Origin of the sequence: Nocardia sp. NBC_01503, assembly GCF_036327755.1 — a bacterium.
Lineage (GTDB): Bacteria > Actinomycetota > Actinomycetes > Mycobacteriales > Mycobacteriaceae > Nocardia.
Window position 1 is genome coordinate 6,444,702 of sequence record NZ_CP109596.1, and the last position, 16,807, is coordinate 6,461,508.

The 16,807-nt window shown below is 66.8% G+C and carries 11 protein-coding genes; 8 read left to right on the forward strand and 3 right to left on the reverse strand.

What is annotated here, in order from left to right; genetic code table 11:
• Positions 1 to 17: 17 nt before the first annotated feature.
• Positions 18 to 1,364, forward strand: coding sequence for a sensor histidine kinase (locus OHB26_RS29420; protein WP_330180505.1), 1,347 nt, complete (start codon positions 18 to 20; stop codon positions 1,362 to 1,364).
• A 170-nt stretch (positions 1,365 to 1,534) separates the two neighbouring features.
• Positions 1,535 to 2,542: an SDR family oxidoreductase gene (locus OHB26_RS29425; protein ID WP_330185818.1), complete on the forward strand. Its 1,008-nt coding sequence runs from the start codon at positions 1,535 to 1,537 to the stop codon at positions 2,540 to 2,542.
• Between the two features lie 284 nt (positions 2,543 to 2,826).
• Here the strand turns inward: OHB26_RS29425 and OHB26_RS29430 are convergent, their stop codons facing one another.
• A complete protein-coding gene (locus OHB26_RS29430; RefSeq protein WP_330180506.1) occupies positions 2,827 to 3,663 on the reverse strand; it encodes a SigB/SigF/SigG family RNA polymerase sigma factor in 837 nt (278 codons plus the stop codon).
• A gap of 497 nt (positions 3,664 to 4,160) precedes the next feature.
• Between OHB26_RS29430 and OHB26_RS29435 the strand changes: the two genes are divergently transcribed.
• Together OHB26_RS29435 and OHB26_RS29440 are read left to right on the forward strand one after the other, a co-directional pair.
• Positions 4,161 to 7,088: an FAD-binding and (Fe-S)-binding domain-containing protein gene (locus OHB26_RS29435; protein ID WP_330180507.1), complete on the forward strand. Its 2,928-nt coding sequence runs from the start codon at positions 4,161 to 4,163 to the stop codon at positions 7,086 to 7,088.
• 113 nt (positions 7,089 to 7,201) lie between these two features.
• Positions 7,202 to 8,323: an enolase C-terminal domain-like protein gene (locus OHB26_RS29440; RefSeq protein ID WP_330180508.1), complete on the forward strand. Its 1,122-nt coding sequence runs from the start codon at positions 7,202 to 7,204 to the stop codon at positions 8,321 to 8,323.
• A gap of 14 nt (positions 8,324 to 8,337) precedes the next feature.
• Here OHB26_RS29440 and OHB26_RS29445 read toward each other — a convergent pair whose 3' ends face one another.
• Positions 8,338 to 10,170 carry a glycoside hydrolase family 15 protein gene (locus OHB26_RS29445; RefSeq protein ID WP_330180509.1) on the reverse strand — a complete coding sequence of 611 codons (1,833 nt, stop codon included), beginning with the start codon at positions 10,168 to 10,170 and terminating at the stop codon, positions 8,338 to 8,340.
• Positions 10,171 to 10,713: 543 nt separating this feature from the next.
• On the opposite strand from OHB26_RS29445, the gene OHB26_RS29450 reads away from it, so the two are divergent.
• Both OHB26_RS29450 and OHB26_RS29455 read left to right on the forward strand, forming a co-directional pair.
• Positions 10,714 to 12,495, forward strand: coding sequence for a thiamine pyrophosphate-requiring protein (locus tag OHB26_RS29450; protein WP_330185819.1), 1,782 nt, complete (start codon positions 10,714 to 10,716; stop codon positions 12,493 to 12,495).
• Between the two features lie 350 nt (positions 12,496 to 12,845).
• On the forward strand, positions 12,846 to 13,085 hold the full coding sequence (locus tag OHB26_RS29455) for a hypothetical protein (RefSeq protein ID WP_330180510.1): 240 nt from the start codon (positions 12,846 to 12,848) through the stop codon (positions 13,083 to 13,085).
• Positions 13,086 to 13,210: 125 nt separating this feature from the next.
• On the opposite strand, the gene OHB26_RS29460 is transcribed toward OHB26_RS29455, so the two are convergent.
• Entirely contained in the window at positions 13,211 to 14,353 is a 1,143-nt protein-coding gene (locus OHB26_RS29460) for an acyl-CoA dehydrogenase family protein (protein WP_330180511.1), read from the reverse strand.
• A 143-nt stretch (positions 14,354 to 14,496) separates the two neighbouring features.
• Between OHB26_RS29460 and OHB26_RS29465 the strand changes: the two genes are divergently transcribed.
• The gene (locus OHB26_RS29465; RefSeq protein ID WP_330180512.1) at positions 14,497 to 15,090 is read left to right on the forward strand and encodes a TetR family transcriptional regulator; all 594 of its coding nucleotides are present in this window, start codon (positions 14,497 to 14,499) and stop codon (positions 15,088 to 15,090) included.
• A gap of 100 nt (positions 15,091 to 15,190) precedes the next feature.
• Positions 15,191 to 16,669: an FAD-binding oxidoreductase gene (locus tag OHB26_RS29470; RefSeq protein WP_330180513.1), complete on the forward strand. Its 1,479-nt coding sequence runs from the start codon at positions 15,191 to 15,193 to the stop codon at positions 16,667 to 16,669.
• Positions 16,670 to 16,807 lie beyond the last annotated feature (138 nt).

Genomic DNA, 16,807 nt, shown 5'->3' on the forward strand with positions numbered 1-16,807 from the left:
GCGCTGGGCTCCGGGCGGTGAGCCTGCGTGGCCGGGCGGTGCTCGCGTTCACGGTGAGCGCCAGCCTGGTCGCGCTCGTGCTGGCCGTATCGGTGTACTCCATCGGCCGGGACTACATGCAGACCCAGCGGGTGCGTTCGGCGGATCGGCTGGCGCGGGCGCACGCGGACGTCTTGCGTCCTCGACTGCGTGACGGCACCGGTGACGAGGTGCTCGCCATCCTCGAGCCGCGGGACGGCACGGTATTGGTGCTGCACAGCGGCAGCGAATGGTTCGACACCGACCCCGAACTGACCGTGGAGCAACTACTTCCGCAGGGCGTACGGGAGGAGCGCACCATCCCGACCGCGAAAGTGTCGCTCCGGGATGCCCGCTATCTCCGGGTCGCGGTGCCACTGACCGACGACGGGGATATGTTCTACGAGTTCACGCCGGTGACCGAGCTCGAATCCAATTTGCGCATGTTGCGGAAACTGTTGGTCGGCAGCGCCATCGCGGCCACGGCTATCGGCGCGGCCCTGGGCCTGTGGGCCAGCAGAAGAGTGCTCAAACCACTGCGTGAGGTCGCGGGCGCGGCAGCGCGCATTGCCTCGGGGGAGTTGGGGCTGCGATTGGCGGAGACGTCGGACAGAGATCTGTCCACCACGGTGGAGGCATTCAACACCATGGTCGATTCGCTACAGCAACGAATCGAGCGGGAGCGGCGACTCGTCGGCGATGTCAGTCATGAACTGCGGACCCCGCTGACAACATTGATCACCAGCGTGAGCGTGATGAACCGGCATGCCGACGAACTGCCCGACCGTTCGCGCCGCGCACTCGGTCTGGTCAGCGCCGAGGTGGACCATTTGAGCAGGATGCTCGACGACATGCTCGCCCTGGCGCGGGTCGAGGCCGGGGTCCACCGCGGCGACACCGAACCTCTCTCGGTCGGCGAGCTGCTCACTCATATTCTGGCCGACCGCGAGTATCCGGCTCAATTGCTCACTGTGACAGAGGATGTGGTGATCAGCGGGCGCAAGCTGGAGCTGGAGCGGGCAATCGGCAACCTGCTCGACAACGCCGACTGGCACGGTGGCGGGGTGGCCGCGGTGTGCGTGCGGCGGGAACGGAACGACGCGGTGGTGACCGTCGACGATGCCGGGCCCGGTGTGCCGGTGGCTGATCGCGAGCGAATCTTCGAACGTTTCGCCACCGCCCATACGGGGCGTCGGTCCGCGAGCGGAACCGGGACCGGAATCGGCCTGGCACTGGTCGCGGAAACGGTTGCGGCACACCACGGCCGGGTCGACTGCGGCGATCGGCCCGGTGGGGGAGCACGATTCATCATCCGGCTGCCCGCCAGCGCCTCGTCGGCGGGATGACGTCGGATTGTCCGGTGCGAATCCAGCGGTAGCTGCTTCGAAATCGGTGTGAAGGTGCACCTGCTGGAAAAGTGACGGTCCCCGGAGCTTGGTTCGCACGCGTTTTCTCCGGCGTCGGTGGGGCATACGACCCGTGGATGAGCGGAGTCGATGCGATTCGGAGGACCGATATGGTGCAGGCGGGACAGAGTGTCGTGGTTACCGGGGCGTCCGGTGGGATCGGGCGGGCGGTGGCCGAGGAGTTCGGGCGGCGCGGCGCGCGGGTGGCACTGCTCGCGCGCGGTCATGAGGGTTTGCTGGGCGCGGCCAGAGATGTCGAGAAGGCCGGTGGGGAGGCCCTGACACTCCCCACCGATGTGGCCGATCCGGAGCAGGTCGAGGCCGCCGCCGCGGCGGCGCAGGAGGCGTTCGGCCCCATCGATGTGTGGGTGAATGTCGCTTTCACCTCGGTGTTCTCGCGATTCTCGGAGATTTCCCCGGCGGAATTCAAGCGGGTGACCGAAGTCAACTATCTGGGGTTCGTGTACGGGACCATGGCCGCGCTGCGCCGGATGCGGGAACGGGATTCCGGCACGATCGTGCAGGTCGGATCGGCGCTGGCCTATCGCGGCATACCGTTGCAGAGCGCCTATTGCGGTTCCAAGCACGCGATCCAGGGTTTCCACGAGTCCCTGCGATGTGAACTGTTGCACGACAAGAGCAATGTGCGGGTGACCATGGTTCAGATGCCGGCGGTCAATACTCCGCAGTTCTCCTGGGTGCTGTCCCGGCTGCCGAACCAGGCGCAACCGGTGCCGCCGATCTATCAGCCCGAGGTCGCCGCTCGCGCAGTGGTTTACGCCGCCGATCATCCGCGCCGCCGCGAGTATTGGGTCGGTCTCAGCACCGTGGGGACCCTGATCGCCAATGCCGTGGCTCCCGGTCTGCTGGACCGGTACCTCGCGCATACCGGATTCGACTCGCAGCAGACCGACCGGCCGCGCCCGGGCGATCAGCCGACGAACCTGTGGGAGCCCGCCGATGGCCGCCACGGTCATGACTACGGCGCGCACGGTGTGTTCGACGATCGCTCCCACCGGTACAGCCCACAGTCGTGGGCCTCGCGACATCACGGCGTGCTGGCGGGCCTGTCGGGTGCGGCGGTCCTGGCCGCCGGCGTTCGAAGGGCACGCCGATGATCGCGTTTCCGATCGCCCGCCTCGGGCTGAGTGCGTCGTATCTGATTGCTGCTCAGCATGTTTCGTCGAGGACGGGCTTCGCTGCGGTGCTGCGGATTCTTGCTGTCCGCCACTCGGTACAGGCGGGGACGACCCTCGCGCGACCCTCATTGGTCAGTTTCGGTGTAGGTGTGGACGCATTGCACGCGGTATCGATGGCGGCGGTCGCGGCGGGGAGTCGCCGCTACCGGCGGGCCGCCCTGGCCGATACCGCGATAGCGACGACCTTGACCGGAGCCGGACTGTTACTGGGCCACCGCGCTGGGGCACACGCCGAGCGCTCGGTCGCGTAACTCCTGCAGCGTCCTGGTGAGCATGCGCGACACATGCATCTGGGAAACGCCTATGGCTCTTGCGATTTCGGCCTGCGTCAGGTTCTGGCCGAATCGCAGGATAAGCATCCTGCGCTCGCGCTCGGGCATGTCACGCAGCAGCGGAGCGACGGCGAGCGCGTCGTCGACGACGAGATAGCCGGGTTCGTCCGTAGCAGGCGGCGCAACCGCCTCGGATTCGCCGCCCGCGCCTCCGGCGCACGTGTCCAGCGAGTCGGTGCGGTACGCATTGGCGGCCACCAGCGCACTGGTCAGTTCGGTGAGTTCGACATCGAGTTCGGCGGCCAATTCGCGCGCTTTCGGCATGCGGTGCAGTCGCTGGGCCAATGCCTCGGTAGCCGGTCCGATGCGCCGCTCGAGCTCCTTCATCCGGCGCGGTACATGAGCGGCCCAGGCGTGATCGCGGAAGTGGCGTCTGACCTCCCCGGCGATGGTGGGAACAGCGAACCCGAGAAATGATGACCCCCGGGTGTTGTCGAAGCGATCGACCGCGAGCACCAGGCCCACCCGCGCTGTCTGAACCAGATCCTCGAACTCTTGCCCGCGTCCGGCGAAGCGCCGGGCGATGTGCTCGGCGAGCGGCAGGCACAACTCGAAGATGTGCGTGCGCAAGCGCTCGTACTCCGGATCGGCGGGGGTCAGGCTCGCGAGTTGGTCGAACCAGGGTTCTATGTCGTCATAGCTGTCGGCACGCGTGCCACGGCGGGCACGTCGGCGCACCTCGCTCGCATCGGTCTGCTCGGATACCATCGCTGCCCCATCGTTGTTATCGGCGGATGATCAACTTGTTCGAGGGATGACAAGGTTCGGCCGTCTCGGGCCAAGAGACCGCTTGCCGGGATCGGGCGGAACGGTTCTTCGCGGTAGCCGACCGGGTGGCGCGCAAGCTGCCTCGGGCCGAGGTCATCGATGACAGCGGGGATGGTCCGAGCCAACCCCGAGGCGGAACGTCGTTGTGCCGCTGCACGATCCGAGGTATCTCGCGCACATTGGGGGCTTACCCGTGCACTGTGCAATAAAACCGGAGCAGACATTATTCGCGGACCCGTACCGGTTTGCCGGATGTCACAGCCACGGCCTCTTGACGCCTTCGTACTCGTCCACAGGGTCGATTTGTCGGCGCGTCGGCGTTTCGCGGCGTCGATCAGGGTCACTCGCCGGGGTAGACGGGCACTGGGAGAACCGAACCGAGAGAAAGGGGATCCGAACATGATCACGCGGAGCGTCAAGAGCGAGGTGCGGGTTCCATGACACCGCTACGGCATTCGACCGCCGCCGAGACATCGGCTCTCGAAAACGATCTACGGTCGGCGGTGAGTGGCGAGGTCCGCTTCGACGCGGGATCGCGGGCGGCCTACTCCACCGATGGGTCCAACTATCGGCGGGTGCCGATCGGGGTGGTGGTGCCGCGCACGCCCGAGGATGCGGTGGCCGCGATCGCGGTCTGCCGCGAACACCGCGTACCGGTGTTCTCTCGGGGTGGAGGTACGAGCCTGGCGGGGCAGTGCTGCAATACCGCGATCGTGCTCGATTGGAGCAAATACTGCGATCGGCTGATCTCGGTCGACGAGCGGGCCCGCACCGCGGTGGTGGAACCGGGTATCGCGCTGGACCGGCTGAACGACGCCCTGGATTCGTACGGTCTCATGGTCGGGCCGCGCCCGTCGACCCACGTCAGCTGCACCATCGGCGGCATGATCGGCAACAATTCGTGCGGGGCCACGGCGCAGGCGTACGGCAAGATGGTCGACTCCACCCGCCGGTTGGAGATCCTCACCTACGACGGACTGCGCACCTGGGTCGGACCCACCACCGAGGCCGAAGGCGATGCGATGATCGCCGCGGGCGGGCGACTCGGGGAGATCGTGCAGGGTCTGCGCGCGCTGCTCGACCGTCACGGCGAGGACATTCGGGAGCGCTATCCGAAGATCCCCCGGCGGGTGTCGGGCTACAACCTCGACGCACTACTGCCGGAGCAGAATTTCGATCTGGCGAAATTGCTGGTCGGCAGTGAGAGCACGCTGGTGACCGTGCTGCGGGCCGAGATCGCGCTGGTGCCGAAACCCTCCGCTGTCGCGTTGGCCGTGCTCGGGTTCCGGGACATCTACGCCGCCGCCGATGCGGTCCCGAACGTGTTGCGGCACAACCCCATAGCTCTCGAGGGCATGGACCATCGGCTGGTGGAACTCGAACACAGCCGCCATCTGGCCGAGCAGGCCATTCAGCAGTTGCCCGAGGGTCGCGGCTGGTTGCTGGTGCGATTCGAGGGTCAGGATCAAGCCGAGGCCGATCGCAGAGCACACGCGATGATGGACGAGGTGACCGAGCGGACCGGTGCGTCGTCGACCCTGCTCGACGATCCGCGCCGGCAGCGAGAGATCTGGGCCGCGCGCGAGGCGGGCTTGGGTGCTACCGCCTATCCACCCGACGGCCCGGAGACGCACGAGGGCTGGGAGGACGCGGCGGTGCCACCGGACCGGCTCGGGGACTATCTGCGCGATTTCGAGAAGCTCCTCGACCGCTACGGTTACGGATCTTCCTCGCTGTACGGCCATTTCGGGCAGGGCTGCGTGCATACGCGGATTCCGTTCGACCTGCGCACCGCCGACGGCATCGAGCACTATCGGCATTTCATCGACGATGCCGCGCAGCTGGTGGTGAGCTATGGCGGATCCCTCTCCGGCGAGCACGGCGACGGGCAATCCCGCAGTGTGCTCTTGCCGATCATGTTCGGCGACAAGGTGGTGCGGGCTTTCGAAGAGCTCAAGGCGCTCTTCGATCCCGATGAGCGGATGAACCCGGGCGATATCGTGCGGCCCCGGCAGCCGACGCGAGATTTGCGCCAGGGGGTCACCTACTTACCGCTGGAACCGAAAACCTTCTTCGCCTATCCGGAGGACGACCATCGGTTCAGTCGCGCGGCGGGGCGCTGTGTCGGTGTGGGCAAATGCCGTGGCGAGGAAAGCGGCGTGATGTGCCCGAGCTATCGAGCAACGCGTGAAGAGGAACATTCCACCCGGGGCCGGGCGCGGCTGCTTTTCGAAATGCTCAACGGTGAGGTCATCGGTGACGGCTGGCGATCGGACGAGGTCCGCGACGCGCTGGATCTGTGCCTGGCCTGCAAGGGATGTCGCAGTGACTGCCCGGTCAATGTCGACATGGCCACCTACAAGGCGGAATTCCTTTCGCACTACTACGACAAACGCATTCGCCCGATGGCGCACTACTCGATGGGATGGATTCCGTTATGGGCGCGCCTGGCCACCACGATGAGCCGGCTCGCCAATGGCGCGACGCACACCCGGGCGGTTTCCACGGTGCTCAAGCGCGCGGGCGGTCTCGCCGAGCAACGCGAACTCCCGCGCTTCGCACGGCGGCGTTTCACGAGTACGTTCTCCGGACAGCAGCATGAAGGAACGGGCACCCGCGGATCTGTCGTGCTCTGGCCCGATACCTTCACCAATAATTTCGAACCCGATATCGCGCACTCCGCCGTCGCGGTGCTGACCGCCGCCGGATTCGATGTGCGGGTCCCGGACCAGGCCGTCTGTTGTGGGCTCACTTGGATTTCGACGGGTCAGCTGCGGACCGCCCAGCGTGCGCTGCGGCGAACGCTGCGGGTGCTGCGCCCGCACCTGCGCGCGGGCACCCCGATCGTCGTGCTCGAACCCAGTTGCGCGGCGGTATTCCGATCCGACCTTCCCGAACTGCTGTACGGCAACGAGGACGCCGAAAGGCTTGCCGCACAGACCTTTACCCTCGCCGAACTACTCACTCGGCGCGCAGCCGACTGGCAGCCTCCGCACCTGGAGGCGAAACTCCTGGCACAACCGCACTGTCATCAGCACGCCATCCTGGGCTACGGCGCCGATCACGACCTGTTGGACTCCGCCGGCGCCGATATCGAGGTGCTCGACGCGGGATGTTGCGGCCTGGCCGGCAATTTCGGGTTCGAGAAAGGGCACTACGAGGTCTCGGTGGCCTGCGCGCAGGACAAGCTCCTGCCGGCCATCCGGGACCGAAACCCTGGAACCTCGGTGCTGGCAGACGGTTTCAGCTGCCGAACACAAATTCGACAGCTCGCACCCGGCACCGAACCCATCCATTCGGCGCAGCTGCTGGCTCGCGGTCTCACCGGTGGTGAGCCCGATGGGGGCCGCCGCGCCGAGAGCTGAGGTCGATTCCGCGGACAGCGTGACAACGTGGGTAGAGCGCCCGGATCGGGGTATCCGCCGCAGCGAGCCGAGACGGAACCCGCTCGGCCGGGGCGGCATGGAAGGAGCGAGCCATGGGACTGCGCATTTTCGAGGTGGATTCGAAACCTGTGCGAATGGACGAAGATATCGCGGTAGCGGTCTACCGATTCCCGACCCCGCACCCCGAGGCGGACGCGACCCTGGAGTGGGACTGGACCACAGCGGTGGCGGTGCGCATCGGCGCGGGCGGCGAATTCGGGCTCGGCTGGACCTATGGTTCGCCGGCCGTGGCCGAGGTGATCACCACCCATCTCTGGCCGGTGTTGAGCGGTGGTTCACCCTTCGATACTCCGGGTTGCTGGCGTTCGATGCATCGCGCGTGCCGCAATATCGGGACCAAGGGGATCGCCGCGTTCGCGATCAGCGCGGTCGATATCGCCCTGTGGGATCTGAAGGCCAAGCTGCTGGGAGTGCCATTGGCCACGCTCTTCGGCGTGGTCCGTGATCGTGTACCGCTCTACGGTTCGGGCGGATTCACGAATCTGGAGGAGACCGCGCTGACCGAACAGGTCGGCGAATGGCTGGCGGCAGGGTGCACGGCGGTGAAGATCAAAATCGCGGAGCGACGCGGCGCGGACCTCGACCGGGATCTGGCACGGGTTGGTCGGCTCCGGGAACTGACAGGCCCGCAGGTGTCGATCATGGTCGACGCCAACGGTGGATACACGGTCGGGCAGGCGCGGCGAGTGGGCGCGGAGTTGGATCGACTCGGCGTGGTCTGGTTCGAGGAACCGGTCACCAGCGACGACCCCATCGGCCTTGCCGCCGTGCGTGATTCGGTGCGCTGCGATGTGACCGCGGGGGAGTACGCCTACGACGTCTACGACGCCGCGGCACTCCTGGAAGCGGTCGACTGCCTGCAGTTGGACGTCACCCGCTGCGGTGGCTATACCGGATTCCTTCGGGCGGCGGCGCTCGCCGCCGCCCGCGGGCTGGAGGTCTCGGGTCACTGCGCTCCCGAGTTGCATGGACCGGTGGCCGCGGCGGTGCCCAATCTGCGCCATCTCGAATGGTTCATCGATCATGCGCGGTTGGGTCCGCTGCTGGCGGAGGGCATACCAGAGGTGTCCGACGGCGCGCTCATCGTTCAGCAGGACCGTCCGGGACATGGCATGCGCATCTCGGAGTCGGCGTCGATGTACCGGCTGCGCTGATCGTCCGCACCCCGTCACTCGCGCGGGCAGGCCCCCGGATCGACCTCCGCGAGCCGGACCGAGGCCTCGAACATCAGCGCGTGCACGAACGCCTGCGGCAGGTTGCCGCGTAATTGACGCTGTCGGATATCGAACTCCTCGGCGAAGAGCCCCGGTGTACCGCACGCTGTCCTGTTGCGTTCGAAATAGCGCCACGCCGTGGACTTCTCGCCCAGTCGCAGCGCGCCCAGGCTCATCGCGAAGCCGCACATCAGGAACGCGCCCTCCGCGGCGTACAGCGGACCGGCGAGATCGGAATGCTGGTACCGGTAGACGAAGTAGTCGCGGGACAGATCACGCTCGGCGGCGCGGAACGTCGCCAGGCTGCGTGCGTCGCGCGCGGGGAGCGCTCCGCGTACCGCGGGTAGTACCAGGGCCGCGTCCATATCCGGCAGGTCGGGGGCCTGCTGCCAGCGACCGCTCGGATGCAGGCTGGTACGGGTGGTTTCGGCCAGTATGGTCTCCGCGAGACGCCCGCACGAATCCGCGTCCACCCCGGACGCGCGCTGTCCGGCGACGGCCCGCAGGCCCGCCGCGCATATCAGCCGGGAGTGGGTCCACCGATGTGCGCCGAGTTCCCATATCCCCGCGTCCGGGTCGTCCCGGCGATCGCGGATCGCCGACACCGCGAGGGCTATGGCCCGGCGGTGCTGATCGGTCAGCAGGTCGTATCGCGCGGCCGCGGCGAACAGCAGCAATGCCTCACCGAAGATGTCGAGCTGGAATTGATCGCGAACCCGGTTGCCGAACAGACTGGTCGCCCCGGGGTAGCCGGGCAGCCCGATATCCCGGATCCCGGGCACGCGCCCGCCGGCGACCGTGTACGCCGGTTGCAGGTTCGGGCCATCGTCCAGCAGCCGCTCGGAGACGAAACGCGTCGCGCTGCTGAGCAATTCGTGTGGCCCGTCGGCGGCGACCGCCAAGCCCGCATAGCACTGATCCCGGATCCACACATAGCGGTAGTCGTAATTCTCGCCCCGGTTGGCATGTTCGGGGAGACTGGTGGTCGCCGCCGCGACCATACCGCCACCCGCGCTGGTGAGGCCGCGCATCACCGCGTAGGCCTGTGCGGTATCCGCCGCGGTGGCGTTGCGGCCGATCGGCGGTACCGCGCGGCCCCATTCCGATGTCGTCGCCTGCCACAGGGTTTCGGCGTCGAGGCGCTCCCCGGGCAGCGGCGCATCCGATACTTCCAGAATCAGATCGTGAAAGTCGCCTTCCGCCAAGTGGATTCGCTGTGACAGCCGCGAAAACCGGCCGGATCGATCCACCTTCGCCCACGCAGCCCCGGACCAGCGCATGCGCATGCCCCCATGCTGCGCGCACCACACTCCCTCGGCATCGCGGGTGATATCCGCGAGCGGTTCCCGGCCGAATGCGGTGGCGGGTTCGAGTGTGGCCAGCACCTCGGCTTCCCCGCGCACCGCGGTGATTCGGCGAAGCACCACCGCGCGATGTGAATCAGCGGGAAGCGCGAGGGCGTCCCGGCACTCCACCACCGACGCACCGACCACCCAATGCGAATGCCAGATGAGCGTCCCCGGTTCGTAGTAGCCGCCCCAGACGTATCGACCGGTCGGCGCGACGGTGTAGCAGCCGCGGCCACCGAGCAGCGTGGCGAACACCGCGTCACTGTCCCAGCGCGGCACACACAGCCAGGACAGATCGCCACGCGGTCCGATCAGCGCACCACGCTCCCCATCGGCGATCAGCGCGTAGTCGCGCAGCACATGCACCGGCGGCCCGGATCGCGCCAGCGCGGAGTAGTCCGCATCGGTCCGCCGGTGCTGCTCGCCTGAGATGACCATGGAAATCCTTTCCCGGGTGCCGGCCGTCGATACCGGCGGCCTCCTACCCGAGGCAGTGCCCGCTCCCGGGGATGACAATCGACCCCCAGCCGAATCTCTTCGCTCAGACCTCGCGCCGAACCGAGTGGCGTCAGCCTGTTTCAGGCGATCTCGCCGGGGTAGCACGGCTACATGCGCCGGACAGCATCTGGTTTCGCCAGCGACAAAGTGGTGTTCACCGGTTTCTTCCTGGTGATCGCCGGTGCGGCCGCGGCCGCGTTGTTCTTGGTGGCCGCGGGTCGCGGGTTGCCGCAGCGGGCGACCGGCGACGCGATCGCGGCGCTGGTTCTACTGGGCGGCGGGACAGTGCTGCTGAACCGTTCGATGGTCCAGCGCGGCGGATTGCTCGAGCCGCATCCGACGCGTGAGGAACGTCGGCGATATCGCGAGGACTACCGATCTCACCCGCCCGCGGAACCGTCCGCCGACCGCGAGCCGACGTCCGAAGCGCACGCGCAGCGAGTGCATCGACAAGACCAAGCGCCAGTAGACAGGAGCAGACATATGGCCGAGACAGTCGCCGACCACGTACTACAGCGGTTGCGGGAATGGGGGGTGGAACAGGTTTTCGGTTACCCCGGTGACGGCATCAACGGGCTCGTCGCCGCCTTCGGGCGGGCCGGCAACCAGCCGCGATTCATCCAAGCCCGGCACGAGGAGATGGCAGCCTTCGCCGCGACCGGGTACGCCAAGTTCAGCGGCAAGGTCGGGGTCTGCGCCGCGACCTCGGGCCCCGGGGCGATCCACCTGCTCAACGGCCTCTATGACGCCAAACTCGACCATGTCCCGGTCGTCGCCATAGTCGGGCAGACCGCCCGCAGCGCGATGGGCGGCAGTTATCAGCAGGAGATCGACCTGCAAACGCTGTACAAGGACGTGGCCTCGGACTATTTGGTAGAAGTCAACGTCTCCAGCCAGCTACCCAACGCATTGGACCGTGCCTTCCGCACCGCCATGGCCCGGCGATCGCCGACAGCGGTGATCATCCCCTCCGATCTGCAAGAAGAGAATTACGAACCTCCCCAACACGCCTTCAAACAGGTGCCCTCCAGCCCGCCCGGCGCCCTGCCGTCCACGACCCTTCCGCCGACCGGTGAAATCCAGCGCGCGGCCGAAGTGCTCAACGCCGGTAGCAAGGTCGCGATCCTCATCGGCCAGGGTGCGCGCGGAGCCGCCGAAGAAGTGATCGAGGTGGCCGAACTCACCGGAGCCGGGGTGGCGAAGGCATTGCTGGGCAAGGACGTACTGCCCGACGATCTCCCCTTCGTCACCGGCCCCATCGGCCTGCTGGGCAGTCGGCCGAGTTACGAACTGATGCGGGACTGCGACACCCTGCTCATCGTCGGCTCCAACTTTCCCTACGCCCAATTCCTGCCGGAGTTCGGGCAAGCGCGGGCCGTGCAGATCGACCTCGACGGCATGATGATCGGAATGCGCTACCCGACCGAAGTCAATCTCGTCGGAGACGCCAAAGCCACCCTGCGGCAACTGATTCCGATGTTGCGCCGCAACAGCGACCGGGCCTGGCGGGAGACAGTGGAACGCCACCTGCGGCACTGGTGGCAGACCATCGAACACCAGTCCATGCTCGAGGCGAAACCGGTCAACCCCATGCGGGTCGTCTGGGAGCTCTCCCAGCAGATCCCCGAAAACGCGATCGTCACAGCCGATTCCGGTTCCTCCGCCAATTGGTACGCCCGCTGTCTGCGCTTCCGCGGGCAGATCCGCGGCTCCCTGTCCGGCACCCTCGCCACCATGGGCCCCGGCGTGCCGTACGCGATCGGCGCGAAATTCGCGCACCCGGAACGGCCCGCCATCGCCTTGGTGGGCGACGGCGCGATGCAGATGAACGGTTTGGCCGAGCTGATGACCATCGCACGCTACCGCGAGTTGTGGTCCGATCCGCGGCTCGTGGTGTGTGTGCTGCACAACAACGATCTCAACCAGGTGACCTGGGAGCTGCGTGCGATGGGTGGCGCACCGAAGTTCGAGGAATCGCAATCCCTTCCGGATATCTCCTACGCCGACGTCGCCCGCTGCTTCGGGCTGAACGCCATCGCCGTCGATGATCCCGATCAGCTCCCTGGAGCCTGGCGCGAGGCCCTGTCGGCCGACCGGCCGACCGTGCTGGACGTGCGCACCGACCCGGAGGTGCCCCCGATTCCGCCGCACGCCACCTACGAGCAGATCAAAGACCTGAGCAAGTCAATTCTGAGGGGTGACTCGGACGCCTGGCACCTCATGCTCCAGGGTGCCAAAACGAAAGCCCAGGAATTCCGTCCCTGACCGTCCAGCTCAATTCAAGGCTTGCGCGAATTGTCTGCCGCGGGTGCGTAATTCGAGGGAGGCGGTGATCCGGGCCCTGAAGGTTGCGAAAACCCTGCTTTCCGTATCGACCACCGCCTCCGTGTCCGACCATACCTGCCGCTCTGTCGGCATTGCCGGTCATCCTCGGAGCTCCGACGCCGTTGGCGGAGCCGAGATATGTAGAATATCAACGGAATTCGAAAGTATCAGCCTTCCTGGGCGTCGCCGAAGGAAAGGGCGCGAATCTTCATGCGGTCTCAATGTTCGTCAACTGATTGCAATATCTTCCGCTCGGCAGGGTTCTCCCCGGTCTACTAATATCGTTTCTCATGCTCGATGAACCCGGAGAAGTCCGTGTGCGATTGCGGTTTCCGGACGGAGGTGCGGTACTGGACTATCGCGTCGCGAAGCCGATCGCCGAACGGTTGGTGCTCGAACTCGGTCGCCACGGGGTATCGGTCACCGTCGATGACGAGGTACACGCCGGACTCGCGGTACTCCCGTATGCGAGCCTGTGGGGCGACCAGCTCGGTCCGGCGTGGCCCCGATCGCAGTCGTCGTGGCCATGAATCCGTTGGAGAACGCACTCGGAGCCGATGAAAGATGGTCGTCACACCAAGATTGGGGTGGCCGGTGGGCCGCTACTCAAGGGAGTTGACGCCGGCATCATCGATCACTGCGCAGCCCGCGGAAATCAACCGTTCGCCAGGCTCCGGGCGATGACCAGCCGCTGAATCTGGTTGGTGCCCTCGAAGATCTGGGTGATCTTGGCTTCGCGCATATAGCGCTCGACGGGGAAGTCCTGGGTGTAGCCGTAGCCGCCGAAGACCTGAACGGCGTCGGTGGTGACCTTCATGGCGGCGTCGGTGGCGATGAGTTTGGCGACGCTGGCCTGGCGGGAGTAGGGGAGACCGGCGTCGCGGCGGCGGGCGGCGTCGAGGTAGGTGGCGCGGGCGGAGTCGACGGCGGCGGCCATATCGGCCAGGACGAAGCCGAGGCCCTGGTGGTCGATGATGGGGCGGCCGAAGGCTTCTCGGTCCTTGGCGTAGGCGACGGCGTCGTCGAGGGCGCGCTGGGCGATGCCGGTGGCGACCGCGGCGATGCCCAGGCGGCCGGAGTCCAAGGCGCTGAACGCGATCGACAGGCCCTGGCCCGGATCGCCGATGAGGCGCTCGGCGGGGAGGAAGGCGTCGTCGTAGGCGGCGGTGGTGGTGGGGACCGCGCGCAGGCCCATCTTCTCCTCGGGTTTGCCGAAGGACAGGCCGGGGGTGTCGGCGGGGACCAGGAAGCTGGAGATGCCGCGCGAGCCTTCGCCGGTGCGGGCGAAGAGAGTGTAGTAGTCGGCTTTACCGCCGTTGGTGATCCAGGCTTTGGTGCCGGTGATGCGGTAGCCGCCCTCGGTTTCGGTGGCGCGGCAGCGCAAAGCGGCGGCATCGGATCCGGCGTGTGCTTCGGAAAGGCTGTAGGCGCCGATCAGGTTGCCGGACAACATCTCCGGGAGCCAGCGCTGCTTCTGCTCATCGGTGCCGTAGACGAAGAGGGGATGGCAGGACAGGCTGTGCACGCTCACCGCGACCGCGACGGCGGCCCAGCGCGCGCCGAGCTCCTCGAGGACCTGGAGGTACACCTCGTAGGGTTGGCCGCCGCCACCGAACTCCTCCGGATACGGCAGGCTCAGCAGCCCGGCCTGGCCGAGTGCGCGGAATGCCTCATCGGGATAGCGCTCCTGCTTCTCGTACAGCGCGGCGTTCGGCTCCAGGACCTTGTCCGCGATATCGCGGGTGAGCTCGATGAGGTCGCGGGCTTCGGACGTGGGGAGCAGGCGGTCGACGGGCATGGCTTCCATTCTCCGGTGGGTGCGCGGGCAGGCGGGGCCGTCATCGCCGGTCGACCGGCATGGGCCCCTGCCTGCACAGTACGTCCAGCATCCAATTGCGTGCAAGGGTGCACGCAATTGCGGTGTTTGGCTAGACTGACCGGGTGGTATCCGCCCTGCCCCCGAACAAGCACCAGGAGAAGAGTCTGCGTACGCGGGCGCTGCTGCTGGATGCCGCCATCGACAGCCTCGCCGAGGTGGGATACGCGAGTGCGTCGATCGCGGATATCACCGCGCGGGCGGGGGTGACACGCGGCGCGCAACTGCATCACTTCCATACCCGGCAGGAATTGTTCGCGCAGACCATCGAACATCTGACCCAGCGCCAGCGCGAGGCCCTGCAACGGCGGGCGCGGACGCTGGGAGCCGCCTCGCGTGGAGAGACCCTCGTCGAGTTGGTGACGGCGCCCTTCGCGGGCAAGCTCGGCAAGGCGTCGGTGGAGCTGTATGTCGGCATCGCCAATGAGAAAGAGTTGCGGCGCAATATGTTACGCGTACAGCATGAGCTGACCGTCGAGCTGCTCGACGCCTGCGCCGCGCGCATCGATATCTCCCGCGAGCGGCTGGAATCGGCGTTCTGGCTGACCATCAACCTGGTGCGCGGCGCCACCCTCGACGAGATGGTGGGCCGGGATCGCTTGCGGCGCAAGCAGGTTCTCGCCGAATGGGCGCGTCTGGCCGACGGATTGCTTGCCTGAGAAGCGAAACGGGACTCTCCACTGCCGCGATACACCGGTGGTAGAGACGTTCTGAATCAGCGCTCGGCGTGCGAGCGCGGCCTCGGGGGAGGACATCGCCATGGCGATGAATCGGCGCAGCCTGCTGCGCGCTGCCGCAGCGGGTGCGGCGTACACGGCACTGGGCGCGGGAGCGCTCTCCGGGTGTATGTCGGAATCTGCTGCGAGGCAGGTGGATTGGAATGTGCTGCGGCAGCGGCTCGCCGGTGCGCTCAGCCTGCCCGCCGACACCGATTACGCGACCGCGAAGATGGCGTACAACCCGGGCTTCGACAATCGGCAACCGGCGGCGGTCGCGCGCTGCGGCACCGCGGCGGATGTGCAGGCGTGTGTCAGTCTGGCCTCCCAGTCCGGTACCCGGATCGCGGCACGCAGTGGCGGGCACAGCTACGCCGGCTATTCGACGCCGGATGGTGCGCTGATTGTCGATGTGGGGCGGATGAATTCGGTCCAGGTCGGCGCGGACGGGACAGCGGTCATCGGTGCGGGCGCGCGATTGATGGATGTGTACTCCGGGCTGGCGCGGGCCGGGCGTTGCCTTCCGGCTGGATCGTGCCCAACCGTCGGTATTGCCGGACTCACCCTCGGCGGCGGGTTGGGGGTGCTCTCGGGCAAGTACGGATTGACCTGTGACTCCCTGGTTTCGGCGCAGGTGGTCACGCCCGACGGTGTGCTGCGCACGGCCTCGGCCGACTCCGAGCCCGATCTGTATTGGGCGCTGCGCGGCGGCGGCGGTGGAAACCTGGGCGTGGTCACCTCGTTCACGTTCAAGACCGTCGCCGCGCCGCAGCTCGTGGTGTTCCAGTTGAAGTTTCCCGCGGGCACGCTCACCGATGTGCTCGGTGGCTGGCAGTCCTTCACTCAATCGGCTCCGGACGAATTCTGGTCCACCCTCGGTACTTCCGCCGGTAGCCCGCCGACCTGCCGCATCAATGGCTGTTATGTCGGCAGCGAGAGCGCCCTGAATACGCTGGTCGACAAGCTCGTCGCGGCGACCGGGGTGCAGCCCTCGAACCGGTATTCGCTATCCAGGAATTACCTGTCGGCCATGATGTATTTCGGCGGCTGCTCGAATTACTCGGCGGACCAATGCCATCCGAACTGGAATGGCGGGGGAGCGCTCGGCCGTGAATCATTCACCGCCTCGTCCCGAGTCCTGAATAAACCACTCTCTGACCCGGCCAAACTGACCGCATTGCTCACCGGGCGCACCGGCATGGATATTCTGCTGGACAGTATGGTGGGCGCACCGAGTCGAATCGGGGTCGCGGACACCGCGTTCCCGCATCGCGGCGCACTCGCCACCGCGCAGATATATGTCGGGGCGACCACGCCCGCCGCGCGAACGGCGGTGACCGAGGTTCGGAACGCGCTCGGCGATCTCGTCGGCAATGCCGCGTACGTGAACTACATCGATCCGGCCCTGAGCGATTGGTCGAGCGCCTACTACGGCTCGAACGCTCCGCGCCTGCGGCGGATCGCCCAGAAGTACGACCCGCACGGCGTTTTCACCTTCGACCAGTCGATCACCAAGTGTTGAGCTCAGAACGGAGCGGGCCTTCCGGAGCCGGGCTGGCTTGCTCCATTCAAGCAGATCACGGCCGGTCGTGGCGGGTTCGGTATGTCGGTGCGACTGAGTATGGTCGGATACATGACGTCTTGGATCGAGTCCTCGGTC

What these genes read in the sequence shown, in the direction of transcription:
- OHB26_RS29430 (WP_330180506.1), bottom strand. Translation starts at nt 3,663, where the DNA reads ATGGTATCCGAGCAGACCGATGCGAGCGAGGTGCGCCGACGTGCCCGC.
- OHB26_RS29450 (WP_330185819.1), top strand. Translation starts at nt 10,714, where the DNA reads ATGGCCGAGACAGTCGCCGACCACGTACTACAGCGGTTGCGGGAATGG.
- OHB26_RS29435 (WP_330180507.1), top strand. Translation starts at nt 4,161, where the DNA reads ATGACACCGCTACGGCATTCGACCGCCGCCGAGACATCGGCTCTCGAA.
- OHB26_RS29440 (WP_330180508.1), top strand. Translation starts at nt 7,202, where the DNA reads ATGGGACTGCGCATTTTCGAGGTGGATTCGAAACCTGTGCGAATGGAC.
- OHB26_RS29425 (WP_330185818.1), top strand. Translation starts at nt 1,535, where the DNA reads ATGGTGCAGGCGGGACAGAGTGTCGTGGTTACCGGGGCGTCCGGTGGG.
- OHB26_RS29455 (WP_330180510.1), top strand. Translation starts at nt 12,846, where the DNA reads ATGCTCGATGAACCCGGAGAAGTCCGTGTGCGATTGCGGTTTCCGGAC.
- OHB26_RS29470 (WP_330180513.1), top strand. Translation starts at nt 15,191, where the DNA reads ATGGCGATGAATCGGCGCAGCCTGCTGCGCGCTGCCGCAGCGGGTGCG.
- OHB26_RS29460 (WP_330180511.1), bottom strand. Translation starts at nt 14,353, where the DNA reads ATGCCCGTCGACCGCCTGCTCCCCACGTCCGAAGCCCGCGACCTCATC.
- OHB26_RS29445 (WP_330180509.1), bottom strand. Translation starts at nt 10,170, where the DNA reads ATGGTCATCTCAGGCGAGCAGCACCGGCGGACCGATGCGGACTACTCC.